Annotated in this window: 19 protein-coding genes; 10 read left to right on the plus strand and 9 right to left on the minus strand. The window is 43.5% G+C overall.

The genetic code is table 11. From position 1 onward, the window contains the following. Positions 1 to 63: 63 nt before the first annotated feature. From AAEY79_RS00225 to AAEY79_RS00240, 4 genes are all read right to left on the minus strand, one after another. Positions 64 to 1,242 carry an FHA domain-containing protein gene (locus AAEY79_RS00225; RefSeq protein ID WP_352286733.1) on the minus strand — a complete coding sequence of 393 codons (1,179 nt, stop codon included), beginning with the start codon at positions 1,240 to 1,242 and terminating at the stop codon, positions 64 to 66. Between the two features lie 79 nt (positions 1,243 to 1,321). Beyond that, a complete protein-coding gene (locus tag AAEY79_RS00230) occupies positions 1,322 to 2,167 on the minus strand; it encodes an RsiV family protein (RefSeq protein WP_227523162.1) in 846 nt (281 codons plus the stop codon). A 275-nt stretch (positions 2,168 to 2,442) separates the two neighbouring features. After that, complete coding sequence (locus tag AAEY79_RS00235) at positions 2,443 to 4,038, minus strand: peptide chain release factor 3 (RefSeq protein ID WP_025650955.1); 1,596 nt, start codon at positions 4,036 to 4,038, stop codon at positions 2,443 to 2,445. Between the two features lie 218 nt (positions 4,039 to 4,256). Further along, positions 4,257 to 5,162, minus strand: a complete 906-nt coding sequence (locus AAEY79_RS00240; RefSeq protein WP_101210605.1) for a hypothetical protein — start codon at positions 5,160 to 5,162, stop codon at positions 4,257 to 4,259. A gap of 294 nt (positions 5,163 to 5,456) precedes the next feature. On the opposite strand from AAEY79_RS00240, the gene AAEY79_RS00245 reads away from it, so the two are divergent. From AAEY79_RS00245 to AAEY79_RS00260, 4 genes are all read left to right on the plus strand, one after another. Further along, the gene (locus tag AAEY79_RS00245; protein WP_101210606.1) at positions 5,457 to 5,870 is read left to right on the plus strand and encodes an organic hydroperoxide resistance protein; all 414 of its coding nucleotides are present in this window, start codon (positions 5,457 to 5,459) and stop codon (positions 5,868 to 5,870) included. Positions 5,871 to 6,221: 351 nt separating this feature from the next. Beyond that, on the plus strand, positions 6,222 to 9,176 hold the full coding sequence (gene polA / locus AAEY79_RS00250; protein WP_350587804.1) for a DNA polymerase I: 2,955 nt from the start codon (positions 6,222 to 6,224) through the stop codon (positions 9,174 to 9,176). A 178-nt stretch (positions 9,177 to 9,354) separates the two neighbouring features. Next, entirely contained in the window at positions 9,355 to 9,891 is a 537-nt protein-coding gene (locus tag AAEY79_RS00255) for a hypothetical protein (protein WP_025650950.1), read from the plus strand. Between the two features lie 253 nt (positions 9,892 to 10,144). Beyond that, the gene (locus tag AAEY79_RS00260) at positions 10,145 to 10,933 is read left to right on the plus strand and encodes an SDR family NAD(P)-dependent oxidoreductase (protein WP_101210607.1); all 789 of its coding nucleotides are present in this window, start codon (positions 10,145 to 10,147) and stop codon (positions 10,931 to 10,933) included. Between the two features lie 67 nt (positions 10,934 to 11,000). Here AAEY79_RS00260 and AAEY79_RS00265 read toward each other — a convergent pair whose 3' ends face one another. Next, entirely contained in the window at positions 11,001 to 12,305 is a 1,305-nt protein-coding gene (locus AAEY79_RS00265; protein WP_201616441.1) for a right-handed parallel beta-helix repeat-containing protein, read from the minus strand. A 163-nt stretch (positions 12,306 to 12,468) separates the two neighbouring features. On the opposite strand from AAEY79_RS00265, the gene AAEY79_RS00270 reads away from it, so the two are divergent. Then, positions 12,469 to 12,801: a hypothetical protein gene (locus AAEY79_RS00270; RefSeq protein ID WP_173239191.1), complete on the plus strand. Its 333-nt coding sequence runs from the start codon at positions 12,469 to 12,471 to the stop codon at positions 12,799 to 12,801. 72 nt (positions 12,802 to 12,873) lie between these two features. Here AAEY79_RS00270 and hemH read toward each other — a convergent pair whose 3' ends face one another. Then, positions 12,874 to 13,893, minus strand: coding sequence for a ferrochelatase (gene hemH, locus AAEY79_RS00275; RefSeq protein ID WP_025650945.1), 1,020 nt, complete (start codon positions 13,891 to 13,893; stop codon positions 12,874 to 12,876). Between the two features lie 330 nt (positions 13,894 to 14,223). Here hemH and AAEY79_RS00280 point away from each other — a divergent pair, with 330 nt between their 5' ends. From AAEY79_RS00280 to AAEY79_RS00290, 3 genes are all read left to right on the plus strand, one after another. Then, positions 14,224 to 15,696, plus strand: coding sequence for a homoserine O-acetyltransferase (locus AAEY79_RS00280; protein ID WP_201565955.1), 1,473 nt, complete (start codon positions 14,224 to 14,226; stop codon positions 15,694 to 15,696). Next, complete coding sequence (gene metW, locus AAEY79_RS00285) at positions 15,693 to 16,313, plus strand: methionine biosynthesis protein MetW (protein WP_025650943.1); 621 nt, start codon at positions 15,693 to 15,695, stop codon at positions 16,311 to 16,313. Before AAEY79_RS00280 ends, metW begins: the two co-directional genes overlap by 4 nt. 411 nt (positions 16,314 to 16,724) lie before the next feature. Next, entirely contained in the window at positions 16,725 to 17,306 is a 582-nt protein-coding gene (locus AAEY79_RS00290) for a tetratricopeptide repeat protein (RefSeq protein WP_101210612.1), read from the plus strand. 87 nt (positions 17,307 to 17,393) lie between these two features. On the opposite strand, the gene AAEY79_RS00295 is transcribed toward AAEY79_RS00290, so the two are convergent. Further along, on the minus strand, positions 17,394 to 20,582 hold the full coding sequence (locus AAEY79_RS00295; RefSeq protein WP_025650941.1) for an Eco57I restriction-modification methylase domain-containing protein: 3,189 nt from the start codon (positions 20,580 to 20,582) through the stop codon (positions 17,394 to 17,396). A gap of 401 nt (positions 20,583 to 20,983) precedes the next feature. Here AAEY79_RS00295 and AAEY79_RS00300 point away from each other — a divergent pair, with 401 nt between their 5' ends. Then, complete coding sequence (locus tag AAEY79_RS00300; protein ID WP_025650940.1) at positions 20,984 to 22,048, plus strand: rhodanese-related sulfurtransferase; 1,065 nt, start codon at positions 20,984 to 20,986, stop codon at positions 22,046 to 22,048. 106 nt (positions 22,049 to 22,154) lie between these two features. Here the strand turns inward: AAEY79_RS00300 and AAEY79_RS00305 are convergent, their stop codons facing one another. Together AAEY79_RS00305 and serA are read right to left on the minus strand one after the other, a co-directional pair. Continuing rightward, positions 22,155 to 22,688 (minus strand): DUF488 family protein, encoded by a 534-nt coding sequence (locus AAEY79_RS00305; protein WP_025650939.1) that lies wholly within the window; start codon positions 22,686 to 22,688, stop codon positions 22,155 to 22,157. Between the two features lie 371 nt (positions 22,689 to 23,059). After that, positions 23,060 to 24,286 carry a phosphoglycerate dehydrogenase gene (serA, locus tag AAEY79_RS00310; protein ID WP_025650938.1) on the minus strand — a complete coding sequence of 409 codons (1,227 nt, stop codon included), beginning with the start codon at positions 24,284 to 24,286 and terminating at the stop codon, positions 23,060 to 23,062. A 490-nt stretch (positions 24,287 to 24,776) separates the two neighbouring features. Between serA and AAEY79_RS00315 the strand changes: the two genes are divergently transcribed. Further along, positions 24,777 to 26,225: an FAD-binding oxidoreductase gene (locus AAEY79_RS00315; RefSeq protein ID WP_352286741.1), complete on the plus strand. Its 1,449-nt coding sequence runs from the start codon at positions 24,777 to 24,779 to the stop codon at positions 26,223 to 26,225. The last annotated feature ends 158 nt before the right edge of the window (positions 26,226 to 26,383 follow it).

Genomic DNA, 26,383 nt, shown 5'->3' on the forward strand with positions numbered 1-26,383 from the left:
TGGAACTAACCTTAACTCATTAATTTATCTTATCGATATAACAAAGCTAGGGTCGTACACCTTTTATATACCGCCCATATTGAACAGCCATAGCGCAAGGCCAATGATAAGGATGACGGCAAATACCCATATGAACCAACCACCACTAGGCTTTTTCTCTACGTATCCAGCATTTGCGGGGTTATCGACAGCTTGGTCCATGGCATTGTTGCCTTCGGTACCAAGGTCGTGAGCCTGCCCTAAATTGGCCGTACCCGAAAACTGAGCAGTTGCTGCTTGTTTGGCACGCAACACATCTGGATCAGCTTCTTCCTGTAGTTCGGTTTTAGTGGTTTTGTCGTGGTCTGCATTGTCTAAGGACTGTTGCTCGACAGCGGGCTGTTCAACTAATGCTTTTTCATTTTCAGTAGCTACTGGCTCTTCAGTAACAGGCGTCTCAGTTATTGTTTCTTTAGGCACGACCTCTTTATGCACGACATTTTCCTGTTCAGTAGTCGGTGTCTGCTCGTCTAAGGCAGCTGCGGCAACTGGAGCCGCTTGCACAGATGTGGTATCCACGGTATCTTTGGCCGCCAATACCTCTTCGATGATCGTTTCTTTAACAACTGGAGCATCAGCCTCATTAGTCTTATCAATCTTGCTTTCAGTAATATCAGCTTGTTGAACAGGAGTGGTATCTGAGTCATTAGCTGACGGCAACACGTCTGTAACCATCGTTTCTTTGACAACTGGCTTAACCTCTGCAGCTGGCTCAGAATTTACGTCTGGTGCATCAATCACCATTTCGGGTTTGTCAGCATCCGTATCAACCGTAGATTCGCGCTCAACCATCGGCTCTTCAGCGACGACTGGCTGCTCTACAGCTTCATCCACTACAGCTTCATCCACTGCAACAGTCACCGGCGTTACAGTGAAGGCAAAACTGGCAAAGCCAAGCGTATCATTGGCTTCAAGATGCTTAGACTTATTACCGTCAATACGTTGCTCATTAATAAACGTACCGTTAGAGGAGTCCAAATCTTTCACGTACAGCTTGCCATTCAGTACGCTCAGTACCGCGTGATTGCGTGATACCTCCTTACTGCCAAGTACCACGTCATTATCACTGCCACGTCCCACAGATAGGCTGTCGCTGACAGTCAAAGTCAGATCACCCAGCGCCGCGGTTAAGGCATTGAGACGCCAAGTATCTGCGACTGTTGCTTGGGTTGTCGCTGCTGTGTTGTCTATATTGCTCGTCATAACATCACTCCTTAATTTATTATTAAATGTTCAATCATTCTCTGAAATTTATTACAACTATTCTCTTAGGATAAAACGATTATTTGGGAATAAAACGCGGCTTGATCACACCGCCAAGCTTACTATAAGGGATGCTTAGGACAGGCATACCATAAGCATAAGGGCCAATAGAATAGTGCTGGTAGCGAATATCAACGCCTTTACCAGTCAATGTGACGTTATCGCTGAGGGTAAATGGCCAGTTTTTCTCATAGCTGCTTAAGTCGTTATCGACCGTTTTTACCCACTGTTTATATGCCTCATAAGCCAACGCCTCAAAACGGGGTTTTTTGCCCGTCTGTAATATGTCTGTCAGTTGCAGTTGTTTTTTACTGCTTGTATCGAATATTAAATATTCACTATAAGGCATGCCATGCGCGCCGCCCGTAAACACATAGGAGCTTATTTCAAACAATTCAAAATCATTCACATGACCCAAATATTCAGGCTTCACTGTCAGATTATACGACCATGAACTGTCGTCTGGCATATCTATAAATTGTGAGCTTGCGAAGTCATCAATAGCCGCCTTAACCATAGTCGGCGTCGCCTTAGTATTGATAGGTGCGGATTCAGTCTGTTTACTATTGACGACAAGATGATTGATACGGGCGTTGGTGATATCGTTTATCCAATCCTGATTGGTTTTGAGATACCTAACCTCAATCTCTGGACAATGCTGTCGTTCGGCACATATCTCTTGCACACTTTTGGGCAGCTCATAATCAAGATAATCGGTACTGCTAATGAGATTGTCCGCATTAGCGGACATTGCTATTGTTCCAAACAGCAGGCCTGTCACTAACGTACCAACTCGGCGCAAGTTACCACTGCTCGGCATTAACGGCGGATTAATAGGTGGTGTGGCGCTCGTAAATCGAGACATTATTATCATAATTTTTCCATAAATACATAATGGTTAATATTATTCTACCGTAACCACTGTGATGTATTGTTGAAACACTGTTTGTGTTTTTGAGGGGTTACTATTTTTGAAGTATCAGTGCTTTTGAGTCATCAGTATTTTTGAGATGTCAGTGTTTATGAAAAATCGGTTTAATAACGGTCTAAACGACGGGCAATAAAAAAGACACGGCTAGCGTGTCTTTTAAAAAACAGAAAATAGGTTTCAACCATTTACTCATACTTAAATAACAGATATTAATGCTCGCGAGTGTTGCTGAAAGTCACTTCTGGATAACGATCTTGCATCAGCTGCAAGTTAACTCGTGATGGCGCAAGATAGGTCAGATAGCCACCACCATCAAGTGACAACTGGTCATGGGCTTTTTTCTTAAACTTAGCCAAGGCCACTTCATCATCGCAGTGAATCCAGCGCACGGTCGCAATTGAAACTGGCTCAAAGGTACACTGTACTTTGTACTCTTCTTTTAGGCGATGCGCGACCACTTCGAACTGTAGTACACCCACCGCGCCCAAGATTAAATCATTATTAATCTGCGGCATAAATACCTGCGTTGCGCCCTCTTCACTGAGCTGCTGCAAGCCTTTTTGTAGCGCTTTAGACTTGAGTGGGTCTCTGAGCACCACGCGGCGAAACAATTCAGGGGCAAAATGTGGGATACCGGTAAAGTTCAGCTCTTCGCCTTCAGTAAAGCTATCACCGATAGAAATGGTCCCATGATTATGCAGACCGATAATATCACCCGGATACGCTTCTTCTAAGGCTTCACGGTCTCCGGCGAGAAAGGTCAGCGCATCGGCAATGCGCACGTCTTTACCCAAACGCACGTGCTTCATCTTCATGCCTTTTTCGTACTTACCCGAGCACACGCGCAAGAAAGCAATGCGGTCACGGTGACGCGGATCCATATTGGCCTGAATCTTAAAGACAAAACCCGTAAAGTCCGTCTCAGTTGCAGAGACTTGACGCTCAGTAGTCGGATGGGCTTTTGGTGGCGGTGCATATTTCACAAGGGTATCGAGCACCATGTTGACACCGAAGTTACCCAACGCTGTACCGAACAATACTGGCGTCATCTCACCCGCCAAAAACGCCTCTTCGCTAAAGTCTTCTAGCGCCATTTGTACCAGCTCAAGCGACTCTTCAAAAGCATCAAACATCAGCTTCCCAAGACGCTCGCGTATGTCCGGATAATCATAGCCGTCGCGGGTCTCAGAGACCGTCATCTTGCCGCCATTACCTTTTTCATAAAGGTAAGTCTTATTTTCGGTCAAATGATAGACGCCAACGAAATCCTGCCCCATACCAATGGGCCACGTCAACGGAATACATTTAATCTTAAGCACCGTCTCAATCTCACTCAGCAGCTCAAGCGGCTCGCGAATCTGACGATCCAACTTGTTCACAAACGAGATAATCGGAGTATCACGCATGCGACACACTTCCATCAATTTGATGGTACGTTCCTCGACGCCTTTTGCGCCATCAACCATCATCAGCGCGCTGTCGACAGCGGTCAACGTACGATAAGTATCTTCACTAAAGTCGGCGTGACCCGGGGTGTCTAGTAGATTGACCATATGGTCTTGATAAGGAAATTGCATAACCGAAGTAGTGATAGAGATACCACGCTCCTGCTCCATGCTCATCCAATCCGATGTCGCATGACGGTCGGTTTTGCGGCCTTTAACTTCACCAACCACCTGAATCGCTTGCCCCCATAGCAGCAGCTTTTCAGTCATGGTGGTCTTACCCGCATCGGGATGCGAGATAATAGCAAAGGTACGGCGCTTGGCCACTTCTTTGTTTAATTTCTTTGGATCTACGCTCATAATTTTTGGCTTCAACCTTGACTTCCAAAAGGCTGTCTTTTAGACAGTAACTTTCTTTTGGGCATTAATTTCAATAAATAGTATAAATAATGGGCGTATTGTAGCGGATTTAGCGTCAGGTTGCAGAATTAGCGCATAAAAAAACACGCTCTACTGGTCAAATAGAGCGTGTTTAATTAGAAAACACTTAACTAGAAAGTGCTTAATATTTTTTGAATTTAATAATAGCGTGTGATTTGCGCTGCTAAGAAGTCCCCTGCCACCTCATTGACTATCGTGCAGTCAACGACACCGCGCACACTGTTGGTATTCGGGTCAGTGCTGCCTTGCACCACAGAGTCGGCTTCATAAATATCATTATCATATTCAACGCCATTGTATTGATAAGCAGGCTGGTTTCTAAACTCAAAAAACGTCACTTGCGCAGCTTTTTGGTCATTGCCCAAACCCACACCAAAGCGTGAGGTGCTAAAATCTCTATCGTCGTTAAAACGTTCTTCGGCCGCCTCAATCCATCTGTCCAGCGTACTATAGCCGGTTTTATTTTTTTCATTAAAGGCTAAAAACGAGCGCTCGCTAGTGACCACTGGAATATAACAAACCGAGCCCGCTGGGAACGTCACATTGGTTGGGATATCAGGATAGTTATTTAAATCGGTAATGATACCACGGCTATTGCCTATGGTAGTGCCCGGACTATAACTACCAGCGTTCAAACCTGCGAGATTCAGGGTTTTATAGGTAATCTCATAGTTCAATTGCTTGTTGCTGTTTGTCTCATAAATAGGACGTTTGACGGTGCGGCCATTTACTTCAATATCCTTATTTTCCAGCCTTCCTTCAAAATCAGCTGCCAGCACGGTTCTGTCTAAGCTATTAAGACTTTGGTTATTATAACTGTTCACCAGATTTTTTATCTTAATTTCGCGCCCGCCAGTGCGGTATGTCTGATCAATTCGCGCAATAGCACTCGCGTTGGCTCGGTTGTCATAGCTATTGCCAAAGCTCGTCAGCGTGATTTTATTGTCGCCTGAACCGTAGACACCATCATCTTCTCCGCCACATCCTACGAGTGCCATCGCGAGTAAGGATAGGGTCATAGGCAAAAATACTGTTGCTTTCATAAAAGGCGTCCTTACGGTTAGGATTTTTTATAGGGCTATGCTGATAGTGTGTGAAAAACCATGTGACTAGTTTACATCAATGTCGCCATGACTTATATATTTAAAGCCATTAATTGTTTAGCAATGCTTATTGGTGAATGTGAAGCACATTATCGTTATTCACATAAATGCTCACTTACAAAGTCATTGTATATGGTTACTACTGAGCTATAGAGCGTAGCGTCCAGTTTGTTATGCTTGATGGCTAATTGGATTAAATAATTATATAAATAAACCAACAACAAAGGATATGTTATGAACACGTTATATTCTACTCAAGCAACCGTCACTGGCGGTCGTTCTGGTAAAGCTAGTCTACAAGATAGTGATTTGACGATTAACATGGTCGCACCGGGTTCAAGTAAAGATGGTAATAATCCAGAGCAATTATTTGCTATGGGTTATGCGGCTTGCTTCGATGGCGCACTTGCGGCAGTCAAAGGCGAAGAAAAAGCAAAATTTGACTCGACCACTCAAGTATCGGTAGATTTACGTAAAGGTGAAGGTCTAGACTTTCAACTGGCGGTGAAAATTCATGTTACTGGCGAAAATACAGAACTTTCAGCCGATGAATTTCAAAAGCTGGTCGAGAAAGCCAATAAAGTTTGCCCATACTCGAAAGCCACACGCGGTAATATCGATAGCGAAGTGACCTCAGAAGTAAAATAATGCCTGAACAATGACAGTATCAGTAATAGATATAAAAGAGCTCAGTTAACGCTGGGTTCTTTTTTTCCTTAAATTTTGGCCAAAAAATAATGACGCTATAGTGAGTGAAAAGTAGTATCGAACCATCACCCATTGCTGATATCAATTTTTCTTGCTTGCCGTACCTGCGCAGACAGAGGTGACGAAAAATAGATATCAGCGATACCATCGCGTTTTTAGAATATTTTGACTATAGAACATATCATAACTTTTAAGCAGTTCGGCACACGTCATTTTTATCGTTATAATAAGCACATATTTCTATCTAATAGCTGATAAGTGACCTTTATGACTGATCCTATGACCGACTCCATGACCGACAGTGACCACAACTCCCATCAAGCGATTGATCCTGCCGTCTTGCCAAACTTTGAGACTATGCCCAATGTGGCGACCATGGACACCAGTCATGTGGACAGCAATCAGCCGCCTTTTATTTTGGTTGATGGCTCTTACTATCTGTTTCGCACTTATCATGCCTTACCGAAGACCATGCAAAACTCGCAAGGCCTGATCACCAATGCCATCCGTGGCACGCTCAATGCGTTACTCAAGCTGATGCGTCGTTATCACCCTACTCATATGGCGGTTTGCTTTGATACCAAGTCACCGACTTTTCGCCACCATATGTCTGCTGATTACAAGGCCGCTCGTCCGCCCATCGACATAGAGCTGGTAGAGCAGATTCCTTATATTCATCGCTTGGTGACCGCGTTAGGTATTCCACTGTTACGCATCGAGGGTGCAGAAGCCGATGATATCATCGGGACACTGGCGCATCGTGCGGTTGAACAAGGCCATCACGTCGTCATATCCACCGGCGATAAAGACATGATGCAGCTGGTTAATGACTGCGTAATATTGGAAGACAGCTTTACTGGCAAAGTCACGGACACTCAAGCGGTCGTAGACAAGCTTGGTATTATGCCAAATCAAATGATTGATTTTTTGACCTTGATGGGCGATGCCTCAGACGGTATAAAAGGCGTGCCTGGTATCGGTAAAAAAACGGCAAAAGACCTACTCGTTGAGTATGGCGACATCGACAATATGTTAAAGCATATTGGTTTTATCAAAGGTCGAGGTGCCAAAGGTTTGATTGAACATGCTGATGATATTCCGTTTAATAGGAAGCTTGCCACCATCGTGACAGACTTAGCTATCGGTCAAGACTGGAACGATCTAAAAATCAATACCGATCCATGTGCCCATATAGATGAATTACGCGAATTGTATAATGAGCTTGAGTTTAGAAACGAGCTAGCGTCTCTTGACCACCCAAACCATCCAGCCAACGGCTCGCAAAGTGTCGCTAACAGTCAAGCCGATGCCGAGTCACAAGCGCAAATAGCTAAGTCGCTACAATCAAGCACTATTGAGAATATCACTGACAGCAAAAATCCTGATAGAGCATGGCATACGATTTTAGACGAGCCTGCCTTTGACAGCTTGGTTAAATTGTTAGAGGCTGCACCGCACTTCGTTATTGATACCGAAACGACCAGCGTCTATTGGCGTCAAGCCGAAATCGTCGGGCTGTCTTTTGCCCTGCGAGCGCATGAAGCCTATTATATTCCGCTGACTCATCGTCTGGAAGGTGATGAGCTGACTGCAAAGCAACTTGATCGTGATACGGTATTAGCGAAACTTAAACCTGTTTTGGAAAATTCAAAAATAGGCAAAATCGGTCAACATCTAAAATATGACGCGCATATTCTCAGTCATTATGGTATTGATTTAGTAGGCGCTATCCATGCCAGCCCTAATAACTGGGCAATGGATACCATGCTTGCCAGCTATGTCATCAATGCGGCAGCTACTCGTCACGGCATGGATGATTTGGCGCGCCATTATTTGCACACCCAGACCATCAGCTTTGAGGACGTCGCAGGCAAAGGCGCCAAGCAAGTCACCTTTGATCAAGTCGCCATCGATATCGCCAGTGACTATGCTTGCGAAGATGCCGACATCACTTATCAGTTGTTTGATTTGTTTAGTGAAAAGCTTGCTGATGATAAAAATAATGCCAAGCTCTTACATGAGCTAGAGATTCCAACTGCCGAGATACTCTGCCAAATGGAAGCAAATGGCATTTTAATCAAGCGCTCATTTTTAAACGAGCTATCAAAACGCTTCGATGAAGAAATCATCACGCTAGAAAAACGCGCGTATGAAGTCGCCGGTGAAGAATTTAACTTAGGCTCACCAAAGCAACTGGGTGAGATGCTGTTTGAAAAACTGGGCGTGCCGGGTGGCAAGAAAACCAAATCTGGTCAATACTCGACTGGCGAAGCGGTATTATCAAAGATTGACCACCCATTGGTCGATATCACATTGGAATATCGCGGACTGTCCAAGCTCAAAAGCACCTATACCGATGCGCTCGATAATGTCGCAGATGCGGAGACGGATCGCGTGCATACCAGCTACCATCAAGCATTGACCAGCACCGGTCGTTTATCATCCACTGATCCTAACTTGCAGAATATTCCGATTCGTACCGCCACTGGTCGCCTGATTCGCCAAGCATTTATCGCACCAGAAGGTCGCGTTATTTTGGCTGCGGATTATTCACAAATTGAGCTGCGTCTGATGGCGCATTTCTCAGGCGATGAAAACTTGACCCGTGCCTTTAATGAAGGATTGGATATTCATACTGCAACGGCTGCTGAAGTATTAGGTAAAGCTGTTGAAGAGGTCAGCGCCACTGAGCGCCGCAATGCTAAAGCCATTAACTTCGGTCTGTTGTACGGCATGAGTGCCTTTGGACTTGCCAAGCAGTTGCAAATGAGCCGCAATGAGGCGCAAGATTATATCGATATGTATTTTGAGCGCTATCCAAGCGTCAAAGACTACATGATCAATACGCGTGCCAGCGCTTATGAAAAAGGCTATGTCGAGACGATATTAGGTCGTAAGCTTTATACGCCAGATATCAATCATAGCAACCGTATGGTTAAGCAAGGGGCAGAACGCGCAGCGATTAACGCGCCGCTACAAGGCTCTGCCGCCGACCTAATTAAGCTTGCCATGATTGCCGTCGATAAAGTACTGCCAAAAGAGCAAGCCAAAATGCTGCTACAAGTCCACGATGAGCTGGTGTTCGAAGTGGATAGCGACAAGGTTGATGAAATTAGCCAGTTGATTACCGATGCCATGCAAGACGTCTTAAGGACGACAGCCGTGGAAAAAGGTTGGCATGTAGACTTCGCGGTACCGTTATTGGTGGAGACCGATAGTGGTCAAAACTGGGATGAGGCGCATTGATTGTGTAGTATTAACAATGAGATATGACTGATTAGTTAAATTACATAATGGCATGATAAGGCATTTCGCTGTATAATAGCAGTACATTAAATTATCTGGTCTTATGAGACAATTTACGGTTTGAAGTGGGCCCAAGGGCTCACTTTTTTATTTCAAAAAAAAGCAGGAGTGCCTTATTTTGGCGACAGATGGCTTCATTGAAATTCCCAGTATTATCCTATTAATAGCTTGCTTGCTACGCTGCGCGCAGTACGTAGCACAGAGTCATGTCAAACAAATTAAAGCCTTTTGGTTGGCCTCAGTTCTCGTATTCGTCGCGGTCATTCGTCGTGAGTTAAACTATTTACCAGAATTATTTATCCCAAGTAATTTTTCGCTTCTCAGCCATTCTTATGACTGGTGGGAGGACGCTGTGCTTTTAGTAATCTACCTGATGAGCGTTGGCTTATTGATTTACTCATGGCGCTACCTTTGGGCAATACTAAAAGATGTAGACGTATCGCTCTATCTTGGTGTCGCCACTTTGGCCATACTACAATATATGGGAGAGAACGCTATTATGTTCCCCCACACTTTGGGTGGCATAGTCGAAGAGTTCGCGGAAACGATTATTTATGTGATCGCGTTGGTTTATTTATGGCGATTTAAATTAAGCGATTTTGAATCATGCCTATTGCGTAAATTAAACTTTGAATTGAGTCATATTAACCAATAGCCCCATAGTGGTGACTCAATAACTGTTAAGTAAATATAGACGTAGCGTTAGGTTGCCACTAGTAATTATCTTAAGCACAATCCTTGTCTATTAGTTTGTTATACTGAGTCTAAGCACGAGGGACGATAACGATTGTAATGGATGGTCTTGATCCTTACATTAAAACCGTAGCTGTGTGTAACTGTTTATCTACATATAGTCAGCTGGTAATGCACCTCGATTTAACTCATTGATAACTATAAAGCGAGCCATTATGAATATATTAATTACAGGTGCATCACGCGGTATCGGTCTGGCCGCTGCCAAAAGATTGGCCACCAAAGGTCACAACGTTGGATTATTTGCAACCAATACAACGACGCTTGAGCAGGCTATCGAAGACAAAGCCTTTAAAAAGGCCGTAAAAAAGAAACGCATCATTATTGGTCAGTTAGATGTCACTCAGCCTGATTCATGGGATGGCGCTATCGAGCAAATGATTAATAACTTTGGCGGCATCGATACGCTGATTAATAATGCGGGTGTGCTGGTTAGCGGAGCATTGCCAAAGACAGCATTAGAGGAGCAATTGTCGCTCATCGACGTCAACTGTAAGGGCGTGCTGATTGGTTGTCATAAGCTAGCGCCTTATTTGGCGGAGAGCAAAGATGGCAAAATCGTCAATGTGTCCTCGGCATCGGCTATCTATGGTCAGCCTGAGGTTGCCACTTATGCGGCCAGTAAGTTTTTTGTACGTGGTCTCACCGAAGGTCTCAATATTGAATATGAGAAACTCGGCATCAAAGTCATTGATGTGATGCCACTCTGGGTCAAGTCCGACATGACCAAAGACATCGAAGTCACCAGTATTGACCGTTTAGGTATTAACTTGACCGTCCATGATGTGGCCAAGACTTTATGCAAATTGAGCACCAGCCCCAACCGTAAGCTAAAAAGTACGCACTACTCTGTTGGTATACCGGCCAAAGTTTTTCAGACTCTCTCGCAGGTCACTCCTGATCCACTTATTCGCTGGATCAATACAAAAGTGGGCGCCCAATAACAGCAGCGCCTATCCGCTATCGTATCTATGAGCGATGATGCTTATCTAATGTGAATCACAATGACGGCTACTCAATATGAGTAGCCGTTTTGCTTGCTGGTCTAATATCAATAGCCTGCTCGATAGATTTATCGATAAAGGTATTATTGTCAATCCGCGTATCTTTGACTGCGCCTGCTGCGCTGTCTTCCCGAATCTCAGAACCAACAATAATAGGTAAGCGGACGTTTGCTGCAAACTTATTGCCCTTAATCAGCGTGCCGTCATCCTCTACGATAATGCCTTGCTCTACCTGCTCAAAACGGTTATTGATAATCTGATTGTCTTTAGCACTGTCCAAATGATAGCTGGCAAATGGCGTTTGCTTCACTAAATAAGCGCCGCATTCAAAACCTTTTAGATTGCGCGACTGCCTTGACGCTACCCAAACACCGACTGGCTCATCTTCAAAGGTATTGTTAACGATAATATTGTCACGGCTCGACTCAGTACGCTTAAAGTGATTGCTCCGCGCCGGATCGTCGGCATGCTCAAAACAATTGCGATAGAGCAATATACTGCCTGCGCCATTATGAATAAATTGATTGTTTTCGATACGATTGTTGCTCGACGAATCAATGGCAATCGCCTCACGATTGGGTTTAAAGGTACGAAAGCCATTACCGACGAAGACAGAGTTTTTAATCACGTTATCACGACTACCAAACTCTAAATAGAGCCCAACGGTGCCTGCGTTGTGGATATGCACTGTATCAAAAGTAATGTCATGCGCATGATCTCCGACGAACATGCCGCTATTAATACTATTGCGACTACTGACATTAATGACGCGGATATTGCTTGGCGCAAGGGTGCGGTTGTCAGCAGGGTTGGTAAAGCCGCGCGCGTAACGCTGATTGGGGTTGCTATATTGGCGAATGTGCAGCGCATGACCATAGCCATCCACATGACAATTGGCCACAGCTATATTATCGATAGCTCTATCTGTTTTCGGCTTAATAGTAATGGCGCTGGCCTTTGATGAATCATCAGCCATAGTACTAAGCCGTGCGCCCCGACAGTCGAGTGAACTGTTTGACTCATTGAGCTCAAAGCGTAGCGACTTGCCTGTCAAATCACAGCTGTTACTGAGTGCGCTATGACCTTTTATCACCACCGTCTGCTTGGGTGTTAATTGTGTGCAATCAATCACCGTCGTAGCGGTCGGGAGTTTGCTATCAATCACCAGCGGCTGTTGTACCTTAACCTTTTCTCTAGTGCTATCAGCATTAACGAAAGGCAGTCGTTCGCAAGCCGTCAGACCTACCGTGGTACTGAGCAACGAGGCTGTTATTAACGAGAATGTGATTAAACCCTTCTTACTGGCGACCATTAAGCACCTCTTATTTATGATTCATCTTACATTTTTTGAACATCCTGTCACACCTTACTACTATCAGTCGTCATCATAACGCGTCACACTCATTGTTATAAACAAAATCAACCATAACCATTTATAACCATCAATAATAACCATTAATAACAAGGAAACCCTTATGGACCATTCAAAAACGCCGTTACCAGAAGAGATGGATCATATCCAAGGTGATACCGACATCAATGATAACAGCCAAGAAGTTGATTTAGACAATCCCATGCTACATACCATCGATAATGATGATGTCATTGATAATAGCGCGGGCTTTGACAATTCGGAAGTCGGCACAGATGCAACGCAAGGATTGACGCCCATGCATCGTCAAAATATCGATGAATCGCGCGTCGATGAAGTATTGGTTCAAGACAATTTAGATGACAGTGATTATCCAGATGCGATGGATATCGCTGATAGAGAAGCCGCTGAACGTAGTAACGATGATGATTTTTAGGATAACTGTTTAGACAAAAAAATACCGAACACGATGTTCGGTATTTTTTTATGGTTTAATAAATACAATCGTTTAAGCCCAACCATCCAAAGTGCCTGCCCAACCTTTGACCAATGGCGCACTAATAGCTTCTAACAAATCTATGTGCGCCTCATCGGCATTCAGCGCTGGAATATAGTGATACTCTTGCCCGCCAGCATGAAGAAAGTTCTCACGGTTCTCAATCGCCAATTCTTCCAACGTTTCTAGACAATCCGCTGAGAACGCTGGACTGAGAATTTGTACTGACTTTACACCTGATTTAGCCCATTCATCGAGTATGACGTCGGTATAAGGCTTAACCCACTCTTGCTTACCAAAGCGTGACTGAAAACTAATAATCCATTCGTCATCTTTTAGACCAAGCTCGTGCGCGACTTGCGCTGCGGTACATTTACAACGTCTAGGATAAGGGTCGCCTTTATCCATATACGGCTGCGGAATACCGTGGAAGCTAAACATCAGCTTGTCAGGTTTGCCATGTACCGCTTGAAAGCGGCGAATACTATCCGCTAATGCTTTTATATATAAAGGATGCGCAAAGTAGTCTTTAACGATCGTAATATTAGGCAAGTTACGCTGCTTTAGCGACCATTTAGTAATGGCATCGTACACTGCACCCGTTGAAGTCGCTGAATACTGTGGAAATACGGGTAACATCACAAAGTGGTCAACGCCTTCGCTACGCAGTTTGTCCATCACATCGGGCAAACCTGGATTGCCATAGCTCATTGCAGAATGGACAGAAACACGAAATGGTGCAGCCTGCTCAGCCAAACGCGTATCTAACATCGCCACTTGTTGGTTCAGGATATTGCGCATTGGCGAGTCACCATCCCAAATACTGGCATAAGCTTCTGCCACCCGTTTAGGACGGCTTGGCAACACAAACAGATTTAGGATAATCGCCCACAGGAATTTTGGGATTTCAATCACACGCGGGTCTGATAAGAATTGTTTGAGGTAGCGACGTACCGCAGGCGCTGTCGGCTCATCAGGCGTACCAAGGTTGACCAATAAAACGGCAATACGTGGGGGCAATTTAGGTTTCATAGAGTATTATTTATTATTAGGTTAATTAAAGAAGAATATGAGGTAAAAGATTATTAAGTCATTATTGAATGACTGCGTTATGAGTGTAGCATTTTATAGATCGATAGCGCGTGGTAAAAGCACACTAATACAATTTGATACGCACTGGATGGTCACTGCGCTCGAAAGACTCAACTCGAAGGTTGTGCTCATCCGCGCATCGCCATACAATAGGCAAGCATATTGCCATCCTATTTTTTTATTGATAATTGATAATTGTCGTCTTGCGAGGTAGCTTTGAACGCACGTCCTGATAGTACCAGTGACCACTCCCCAAAAGATCACGCTTATGTGGATAGCTCAGTCGATACCGTTGGCTCAGTTGGAATCGTCACACCACAGAACTTCCATTTTGCCGAACCCTTGACCTTGGAGTGCAACCGCACCCTGCCCTCATTTGACTTAATGGTAGAGACTTATGGCACGCTTAATAGCGACAAATCAAATGCCATATTAATCTGTCATGCCTTGTCCGGCAGCCATCACGCAGCAGGTTTGCACAGTGCCGATGATAAAAAGGCCGGCTGGTGGGACAATATGATTGGCCCCAATAAAGCCATCGATACCAACCGCTTTTATGTGGTATGTCTCAATAATATTGGCAGCTGTTTTGGCTCTACTGGTCCAACGACGATTAATCCTGACAGTGTCAATGCAAAACAAGCAGATAACACTAGCGAAGCAGAGGTCTATGGCCCTGACTTTCCGTTGGTTACCATCAAAGACTGGGTAAAAACCCAAGCCATGCTCTCAGATCGCTTGGGCATTGACGTCTGGCATGCCATCATCGGTGGCTCAATGGGCGGTATGCAAGCACTACAATGGTCGGTCGACTATCCAAATCGTTTAAAACGCTGCGTGGTCATTGCCAGTACGCCCAAACTCTCTGCCCAGAATATTGCCTTTAATGAAGTCGCACGTCAGTCCATATTGTCTGACCCCGACTTTAAGGATGGACGCTATTTACAAGCTGGCACCTACCCTCGTCGCGGACTGATCCTCGCACGTATGGTTGGTCATATCACCTATTTGACCGATGATGCGATGAAGGCTAAATTTGGTCGTGATTTAAAATCTGGCAAATTTATGTATGGCTATGATGTCGAGTTTCAGGTTGAAAGCTATCTTCGCTATCAAGGCGAACGCTTTAGCGAAAATTTCGATGCCAATACTTATTTGCTGATGACCAAAGCCTTGGATTATTTTGATCCAACGCGTGGCTATCTGTCAGGGCAGTCATCAACCCAGTCAACAGCACCATCAGTAGACTCTACAAATCCGTCGGAGTCTGGATCGCTACTTGACGACTCAATCGCGGCGTCTGTCGAAACGACTAAAAATGCGACCAAACAAGCGGCACAGCATGCGCTTGAAGCTACCTTAGCAACTGATAATTTAGCAACTGGCGATGAAACTGACAGCGAAACTCAAACTGACACTGAAAACGATCGTCAGCAAGAATTAGCGGCGCTCAAAGCGGCCTTTGCCCACACTCAGTGTCAGTACTTAGTGGTGTCGTTTACCACCGACTGGCGCTTTGCTCCTGAGCGCTCACAAGAGATTGTCGATGCGTTGATGGCGACTGGCAAACCTGTCAACTATATCAATGTCGATGCGCCACATGGTCATGACTCTTTCTTATTTGATATTCCCCGTTATATGGGCGCCGTTAGAGGATTTTTGACCGCGCCATTTATCACGGACAACCATGCTAAAAACCGCCAGACGAAAAACAGTCGTCAGCAAACAGGAGTGCGCTCATGAGAATGGATCATCAACTGGCCGAGCGCTGGATTGCCCCGCAGTCACATGTGCTGGACTTAGGCTGTGGCAATGGTGAGCTGCTTGCACACTTGCAGCAACATCGCGGCGTCACTGGCTATGGGCTTGAGATTGACGAAGAAAAAATCAATGATGGTATCGCCAAAGGTTTGTCTATCATTGAACAAGACCTGAATGACGGCCTTGCGCGCTTCGCTGATAATAGCTTCGATACCGTGGTCATGGCACGTGCCCTGCAAGCGGTGAAAGCGCCTGATGTGCTCTTGCTCGATATGCTGCGAGTTGCCCGCGAAGCAGTCATCACCTTCCCTAACTTTGCCCATTGGCAAAACCGACTTCATCTAGGGCTTAAAGGCATGATGCCCGTTTCAGAAGCGCTGCCTTATGAATGGTATAACACGCCAAATATTCATCTATGTACCTTTAAAGACTTTGAGCAGCTTTGTGCCAAGTATGACATTCATATCATCAACCGCTTTGCCGTTAGTGATTCGGAAAAAGGTCACACACCGCTCATGAAAGCCTTGATACGCCAAGCGCCAAATCTGCTGGCAGACGTCGCTATTTACCGTGTGACCAAACAAAAACCAGCACAATAATACCTACAACAATAAGGGTTTACGCCCCTTTGAAATTATCTAAAAATAGCCATTACGCACGTTTTTAGACCTTAATACATTGTTAACTCTTTATTATCTCTTAGTAACTCTATGATTTTATTAAGGACACTAAGGTAGTGATGAGGATTAAATCGTGTAATTAGTATTTGAGTTTCGTAAGTTTGGGTGTTAAGCTAGCGAAATAGTGTCAGTCACACCTCTATTTTAACCGTTTATCGGTCCGACTAAAGGTAACGGCTATACTCAACAACTATTTAAATTGCTAATAATTAGGTAAGTTCATATCGCAAGATTTCACCTAATTGTTATCACCGTCTAACTGTCTTTAGCGAGATAATGTTTAGCGGTACAACTCTTTTTGCTTATTAACTGCCTAATTTTGGAGCTGCTATGAAATTATTAAAAGCTGCGTTGTTCACTGCCTTGTTTTCTTGTGCCGGCCTTGCCAACGCTGAGTTAATATCAAACGTGCCACTTGATACCTCACGTTTTGAGCTAATGCCTGTCAGTGAATTGTCTAATCGTGCTGCCCAAGGCAACGATCACGCTCAGTTTTACTTAGCCAAACGTTTGCAAAAAGGTGAAGGGATTGCCCAAAACACTCAGCAAGCGATCCAGTGGTATACCAAAGCGGCTCAACAAGGTGTTGCCCCTGCTCAGTTGAATCTTGCCATCATGTACTTGCGCGGTGAAGGTGTCCAACCAAACCTACAACAAGCTCGTGTTTGGCTAGAAAAAGCGGCAATGCGCGGCGATAACCGTGCCAGCTATACGCTTGCCTTGCTAGATGAAAAGCAAAAGAACCTAGTTGATGCTTATAAATGGTACGATTTGGCTGCCCGTGACGGCATGCTTGATGAAAAAGTACGTAACAAAGCACGCGGTAAAATCGGTCAGTTGGCATTGAACTTATCAAGCTCAGACATCGCTAGCGCTCGTAGTAAAGCCGATACTTGGTTTCAGAGCAAGTAAATCTAGCAACATACAGCTTTAGTTTGAAAATAAAAATCCAGCCTTTGAGCTGGATTTTTTGTGTTTAGAGAATGATAAATGCTGACATTAACTGGCTTCGATAATGGCAATCTCAGCATCGGTTAAGTCATATAGCTTATAGACCATTTGATCTATCTCACGGTCGGTACGTTCAATTTCTGCTATCAATTGCTTTGCTTTAGTCTGTTCGGCTAAAAAATACTCTTCCCATTCCGCTTCATCACCCAAGCTCATTTTAATTTTCTTTTTTGCCAGCTCTTTGACGAACTCTGAATACGTTAGTTCATGCCAGTTTTCTAGCTTTTTACTCAGCTTGTCGATATCAAATTTTCGTTGCAAGGTGCGAATAAATTTACCTGTTAAGTCTTCCATTTGTAGTGTTAACTTAGATACCAATAACCCTTTATTCATTACTTCATCATCTTTTGGACTAATAATTGGAATAGCTGATATATTTTTCGCATTATATCTATAATAACCACCCAGTTTTTTTGGGCAAATTTGGTTGAGGTAAAATGAAATTAACTTTGAATTTAGTATTGATAATAGAGTCATTATTGAAATATTAGAGGAATCAGTTGGAATTAAAGCAGGCGTGTTAGCACCATTAAATGCTGTATTTGCACCCAACAAGCCAACTGTAAAATTAGTATCTACACCTTTTAGTATGAGTTTCTCGGGTGTAATATAATTGAAATTTCCAGCACGAAGATGTCTGTAAAAATTTTCTTCAAAAGCATATTTCTTACGACTATCCTTTCTTTCCATCAGATCATCTTTGAACTCAAGCAAATAATTGTAGCAATTAGGGAAAAGCTGGATAAAATCATTCATTTCAATTAATTTAGAATCTCCATTTTCATTATAATAGGGATATATAATTGATGCTGTAGGTTCTGTATTAGAATATTTAGAGACTTCCTGACCACGATAAGCATATGGATAGATAATCTCAGTTTCCAACTTATATCTCTCGATAATTTCCTGATTTACCACAAAAGCTGCATCCATTCCTGTTAGACAGCCGATATAGGCAGGAGCAAATCTTTCAAGAAGTTCATAATGTATGTTTTTGTCTTCTAGACTTTCTATTAAATCAAATGCAGAAAACTGCCATGCTTTTGATGATAGCTTATCAAATGTATAGTCTGTGGACGGACTATTTTTAACTCCAAAGAAGTTCAAATCTTTTTTATGTATCACCTTCTTATATTGAAAAAAATCATTTTCTTTGTTATTAAGAAAGAATATAGCTGGATACGTTTCTACATCTTCAAAAACAGGAAGAGAGCCAAAATCTATTATTTCGGAAAACTTATTTTCAGATAAAATTTTTCGAATATTTTCACCATAGTCTGTTTGCATCCATTGAGATGATGATATATAACCTGCAACTCCCTTATTGTTAATTAATTTAAAAACCTTTTCAAAAAATAATATCGACAAATCTAACTTACCCTTTGGACTTTGATATTTTTGGAAATAATAATCTACTAAATTATTTTCAATATTCTGCACCCTTACATAAGGTGGGTTACCAATCACCACATCGAAACCACCCTTTGCAAAGACTTGTGGAAACGCTGCTTGCCAATTAAAGGCTTTATCACCTGCGACTGCGGGATCATCAATCAGTGAATTACCACATTTGATATTATTATTGAGGTTATTCAACTTACGTCGCGGCTGCGCTGTGCGTAACCATAGTGACAGCTTGGCAATATCGACGCTTTCTTCATTGATATCGACCCCGAACAAGTTGTTTTCTAAAATACTGTTTTCGATATCAGGGTAAGCCAGACCGCTACCAAATAGCTTAGTCTCTAGCTCAACGATATACTCATGCTCAGCGATTAAGAAGTTTAGCGCCTCATTCAAGAACGCCCCACTCCCTACCGCAGGGTCACAAATCGTGATTTGTAATAGCCAGTCTCGATACGCATTTAATCTATCTAGAGCTACCTTTTCTTCTTCGATTCTCTTATCTGTTTTTTTTCGTTTTTTACCGCTTTTATTAATAGTAATATCTTGCTCATAATCTTCGTCATTCAATGCTAACGCTAACTTTTTGTCTTCACAAAGCTTGCCGACTGTGTTTTCGACGATATATTTGGTGATGTACTTTGGCGTGTAAAACACGCCATCTTTTTTGCGCTTGGTTTGCGATTTATCTACCACCTCACCTGTCAGCTGCGCCTTTACCTCATCAAGCTCTGATAATGAGTTTTCAAAGATATGACCTAAGATATTGACGTCTACCTCACTGTCAAAGTCGTATTCGGAGAGTATCTTGATATGGGTCTGTAGAATATCATCGCTGATGATGACGCTGTCCAGCAGCTCGTCAGTGCTGAACAGTCCACCGTTATAGGCGAATATCTCGCTATACTCATCTTTATGACCTTTATCCAAATAACCAAAGTACGCTTTGACCCTATCGTACAAAGGCACAGTCATTTTTAGCGATTTCCACTTCTCCCATTCGCTGATGATTCCCTTTGCAAAGTTGGCAGGCAACAGATGACTGTCCTCAGCGAAGAAAATAAACAGTAGCCGATCGAGTAATTTTTGTGACTTTTGAAATAATACTAAATTGTCTACGCTTGGGTTATTGGTGGTCAAATCATTGAATAATTCACGTTTAAACACCGAGTAATCTTTATAAAGCTGCTTAGTTATCGCTTCTTCTTGAGACAATGATGCCGACTTGAGCTTGGCAGGCAAATCGTTCATGATGCTGTCGCGATTGAGCAATAAATACAGTAATGCAAAGTCCTCTTGAGCCAAAGTGAATAGATTGAACTCTATAAACTCAACCGCATTATCGATATACAAACGTAGCTTTTGAAAGTTAGAGGTGATGACATAGCGGCACTTAGGTTGATTGTTTTTATAGCCAAAAGCTTGCTGCTCAATTTTGCTAAGGTCAGTGGTATTCATACCTTTTAGCTCAATCACGCCAATAGCATGACCGTCTTTGAGTATCGCGCCATCAGCCTTTTTACTGCCCGTTTGGTTTTTGAATTCTGTCGTTATATCATAGTCAGGATTGGGATTTAGCGTGTAACCAAAGACATCGACGAATAAGTCACGCAAAAAGCCTTCTTGATACTGCTCTTCTTTACTTAGGCGGATGTTGTCTTGCTTTGATAAGTTTAAAAAACAATGGCTAAAAGTCTGCCATGCTGTCTCTAGCTGAGTGTTATCAAGTTCACGGACATACTTTTCGATGACGATAGATTGGAACAGAGACATATGAGCGCCTTTACAATGAAATAAATATGGTCAAGATGATGAGCAAACGTCTACTATAGCAAGCTCTACTCATCGGATAAATGCCTAAAGACTATTATCACTCATATAGAATCTCTGTCATGAGTCGTTGATATCTTGAACGATGTCATCAGCCATTAAATGATTCAAAAACCTTGCCAAATTTGCTACACTACGCGCGCATTAGCCAATTCCACAATTACGCTAGTGTTATATCTCATTCTAAACCAACCAAGTCTATTTCAAATGAATGCGATATAAGGAAGCCGAGCACAGATTGTACCCAAAGTACATCAAGCGAGGATGACACAATAGCGTGTTTATTTGAACCAGACTGCTAACCCAACGCACTAGGTTTGCGACCTAGCCAGCAGGAGAAAAATATGAGTACCATTCAAAATAGCAATGCGGATACCAATCTGACCGATAGTAAGTCAGCCCCAGCCTACGATAGCGTCACCAATAACATCGTCGTTGCCGCTCTTTATAAGTTCACGCGCTTTGCAGATTTTGAGCAATATCGCGAGCCAATTTTAAATACCATGCTTGAGAATGAGGTCAAAGGCACTTTGTTGATTGCCGCTGAAGGCATTAACGGGACGATTTCTGGTACGCGCCAAAGTATTGACACCGTCCTTGACTACCTGCGTAGTATCGAAGCGATTGGCAGTTTTACCTTCAAAGAATCTTATACTGATGCTCAGCCTTTTTATCGTACTAAGGTGAAGCTGAAAAAAGAAATTGTGACAATGGGCGTAGAAAATATCGATCCTTTGCAATCGGTCGGTCGTTATGTAAAACCAAGCGAGTGGAATGCGCTTATCTCAGACCCTGAGGTTATTTTGATTGATACGCGTAACGATTACGAAGTGCAAATCGGTACCTTTCAAAATGCCGTCAACCCAAATACCGAAACCTTCCGCGAGTTCCCAGAGTACGTCGCAAAAGAGCTTGACCCCGCTAAGCATAAAAAAGTTGCGATGTTCTGTACCGGTGGTATCCGCTGTGAGAAGTCTACAGCCTATTTGCGCGAGCAAGGCTTTGAAGAGGTCTATCATCTAGAAGGCGGCATCCTAAAATATCTCGAAGAAGTGCCTGCCAGCGACTCTATGTGGCAAGGCGACTGCTTCGTCTTTGACAATCGGGTTTCGGTCAATCATAACTTAGAAAAAGGCAGCTATGAGCAATGCTTTGCTTGTCGTATGCCCATTACTCAAGATGACATGCAAAGTGCGGCTTATATCAAAGGCGAATCTTGCCCGCATTGTATCGATAAAGCCACTGACGAGCAAAAAGCACGATTCCGTGAGCGCGAGCATCAAATGCAGCTGGCGAAAAAGCGCGGCGAAGCGCATATTGGTAGCGATGTGATGGACGTTATAGAAAAGCGTAAAGCGGCAAAGATTGAAGCGCGAAAGCAGCAAGAAAACGCTAAATCTAAACAATAGAAATCAGCAAACACTTAACGACACTAGCGTCTATTAGAAATGCGGGTTTATTGAAAATGAGGGTTAAAAGAAGGGACCAACAGCGTATCTTCTTTTAACCCTTTTTTTATACCGCTGGATAAACCAATTGGTCTTGACTATTTAGCTCAGCTCCTGGTGTTGGTTTGGCAAGATCTAAGCGACCAACGCCCATGATATGATCCACCCTATGGCCTCTCAGAAGTAAATAATCGGTAATAATACGCCGATGGCAACGCCACCATACTGCTTCAGAACACATCAGGGTCAGACGCTGTTTTTTTCCCAGTTGCATGAGTTGGTCGAGAGCGGCTTGAAAAGTATCACTCAACGCATAATCTGCATAGTTATGAAAAGCTTGCACGCGCCATAAATCATTTATCTGCTCATCGACCTGCCTTTGTTTTGGACGTCGCCCGCCAAGGTCGGTGCAGTGCTGATAACTGATACCAACTTGACTGAGCGCTTGTGGAAAAGTATCGATATTAAAAACAGGATTGGTACGAGAACGAGGAAAGCTGCGCACATCGATGAGTAATTCGATATCAGCCGCTTGAAGCATCTCAATCAGCTCATCAAGACTACGGGTCGAATGTCCAATCGTATAAAATGTGGTGGTCATAAGTTAAGCCGTTATCGTATTGTCACATTGTGGTTTTAAGTTTTATGGTTGTCGTCCTATTTTGCATGGCTTTATTTTGCATGCTCTTGTCTTAAATGGTTTTGTCTTAAATGGTTCAATGGTTTTGCTCATTCAATATTAACCAGTCTCAACCTGCTCACTCATTAGGACTTTTGTAGGACAATCGTGGTCGAAGGTCGCTAACGCAGTAAAATCAAACAAAGCAATCTAGACCCTATACTTATAACGATACCCAACATAAAAAAATAGCAGACAACCACCAAGGTCATCTGCTATTTCGCTTAACTTACTTTAAGACGTGTTTTTATACCATCAGTATACCGTCAGTCTGAAACGTTATGAGTAATCTATTAGAACAAAATACGGACGCGAATGGTTTCTTCAACGTCTTTTAGCTGATCCAGCGCCGCGCTTGAGTCGTTGTAATCTACGTCCATGACCAAATAACCAACATCGCCTTCGGTCATTAAGCTCTGTGCCAAGATATTGATGTGCGCCTCAGCGAACAGACGGTTAATCTGTGAGAGGACGCCAGGTACGTTTTTGTGAATATGTAACAGACGATGTGAGCCTTCTTTAAACGGAATAGAGACTTCTGGGAAGTTCACTGCCGTGAGGGTATCACCTTGATCTGAATATCGAACGAATTTTTCTGCGACTTCTAGACCGATGTTGGCTTGTGCTTCTTGCGTTGAGCCGCCGATATGTGGCGTCAAAATCACGTTATCGAATTTACGTAGCGGTGATTCAAACTCTTGGTCAGCAGATTTTGGCTCTTTTGGGAATACGTCAATCGCCGCGCCCAAGATTTTGCCAGATTCTAATACCGCTGCTAGATCATCAATCTCGACACAAGTACCCCGTGCGGCATTGATAAAGTAGCTACCGTCTTTCATATGCGCAAATTGCTCAGCTTTCATCATATAGCGGGTGCTTGGCACATCAGGAACATGCAAGGTCACGATATCAGCGGTCGACAGTAATTCTTCTAAGCTGCCGACTTGTACGGCGTTACCCAATGGCAATTTGGTCACCACGTCATGATAAATGACCTTCATACCGAAACTTTCTGCTAACACAGACAACTGTGAGCCGATAGAGCCATAGCCGACGATACCCATGGTCTTGCCACGTACTTCATGCGAGTTGGTCGCAGACTTGCCCCAGCCGCCGCGATGTACGGTGGCATTTTTTTCAGGAATGCCGCGATACAGCATGATGGTTTCGGCCAATACCAACTCAGCCACCGAACGAGTATTCGAATACGGCGCGTTAAAGACGGGAATACCCAGTTCACGAGCCGCTTCCAAGTCTACTTGGTTGGTACCGATACAGAAGCAACCAATACCAATCAGCTTGTGCGCATGCTCCAGTACTTCACGCGTCAGTTGGGTGCGTGAGCGAATACCGATGAAGTGAGCGTCTTTGATCTTTTCGATCAGCTCTTCTTTATCTAACGCATGACTGATATTCTCGATGTTTTGATAACCAGCATCTGTCAATATTTTTAAGGCATTGTCGTGTAGACCTTCAAGCAATAAAAAGCGGATTTTGTCTTTTTGTAGTGATAACGCCATATGAGAACTGTCCTATAATTGTCTTATAAAATTATCTGAAGGATAATCTATAGTCGAAGCAGTTTAAAGTGGGTACAAGGCAACCGAGCGCAAATAGTACAACTTAGTACATTTAGAGAGGTTAACGCCGTAACCATTTACAAGTGCTTTGACTATACGATGGATGAAACGAAAACAGTCCGGATATCTTACACAAAATTCGACGTCGATGTTAGCAGATTAGATGAATTATTGGATATCAAGCCTGAAAACTTTTTATGCTATAGTGAACTATTATGTTCAATGTTTATTAAACTGTCTTTTTAACTATTTATGCCATGTATGCGCGCGCAAATATTTCATTATATAATAAGCATATTCATGAATACTAAAAACCACATTCGCGACCTTCTTATTATATAAACACAGTTATAGCCGCTTCGTTATATCCATTTAGCGATATAATAATCCCCTTTATGCATAGCGCCTACGTTCATACCGAGATTTGACCATGACCTCTTTATCTAGCCAGCCTAAACCTGATACCAATGACAATACCAACGCCGTGCAGACTATTTTACGCACACTGCTTGATAGCCATCAATTTGACGCCAGCCAAATCAAGACCGATAGCGAAAGCCTAGAACATTGGGGCAAAGACTGGACCAAGCATTTCGCGCCTGCCGCCTCTGCCATTGTCTTTCCAAAAACCACTGAGCAAGTGCAAGCCATCGTCTTGCTTGCCAATGAGCACAATGTTGTCTTGACGCCAAGTGGCGGTCGTACTGGTCTGTCTGCTGGCGCGGTCGCGGCCAATGGTGAGATTGTGGTCAGTATGGATAAGATGAACCAAATCGGCAAATTCTATCCTGCTGATCGCTTAGTCGAGATTGAAGCGGGCGTGGTGACTGAGCAATTGCAACAATTCGCCGAATCTAACGACCTCTACTACCCTGTCGACTTTGCTTCGGCTGGCTCTAGCCAAATGGGCGGTAATATCGGCACCAATGCGGGCGGTATCAAGGTAATTCGTTATGGCATGACTCGTCAATGGATTATGGGCCTGACTGTCGTCACTGGTAAAGGTGATATCTTGCAGCTCAATCGCGGCATGGTGAAAAATGCCACCGGTTATGACTTGCGCCAGTTGTTTATCGGTAGCGAAGGCACGCTTGGTTTAGTGACTCATGCGCAAATCAAGCTTGAGCGTCAGCCGCAAGACTTAAACGTCATGGTACTTGGCATGGACAGCTTTAACGACGTCATGAATGTGCTATCAGCCTTTCAAGCAAAGATCGATTTGACCGCGTTTGAGTTCTTTGATGATGTGGCCATTGATAAGCTGATGGCGCACGGCCAAGTACAAGAGCCGTTTGAATCACGCACCAAGTTTTATACGCTACTCGAGTTTGAAGCGCCGTATGAGCCTATCATGGACAAAGCCATGGCAATATTTGAGCATTGTATGGAACAAGGTTGGGTCGTCGATGGGGTGATGAGTCAGAGTCTGGCGCAAGCGGAAGAGCTGTGGAAGCTGCGCGAATATATCTCGGAGACCATCTCAGTATTTACCCCTTATAAAAACGATGTCTCGGTACTGATAAGCTACGTACCTGAGTTTATCGCTGAGATTGATCACATCGTCAGCAGCAACTACCCTGACTTTGAAGTGTGTTGGTTCGGTCATATCGGTGACGGTAACTTGCATCTGAATATCTTAAAGCCAGAAAATATGAGCAAAGATGACTTCTTTGCAGAATGTCAAATCGTTAATAAACACGTATTTGAGACGGTACAAAAATATGGCGGTTCAGTCTCTGCTGAACATGGCGTTGGCATGACCAAAAAGCCTTATCTGCACTATAGCCGCAGCGAAACTGAGATTAATTACTTACGCGAAGTCAAAAAAGTATTTGATCCAAACAACATCATGAACCGTGGGAAGATTTTTGATATGTGATTAGGGTCTGTTGATTGATGGTTTAGCAGGAAGTAAACCATTTTTATGGTATAAAAAAGACGCTAGACTGAAAAGTTTAGCGTCTTTTTTGCTCTTAAGCTGGCAATGCATCACTTGTATAAAAGATTAAAAGCGTAAAAGTAGTTAATCTATAAGAT

The organism is Psychrobacter sp. GW64-MNA-CIBAN-0177 (assembly GCF_040309585.1).
Classification (GTDB): Bacteria; Pseudomonadota; Gammaproteobacteria; order Pseudomonadales; family Moraxellaceae; genus Psychrobacter; species Psychrobacter okhotskensis.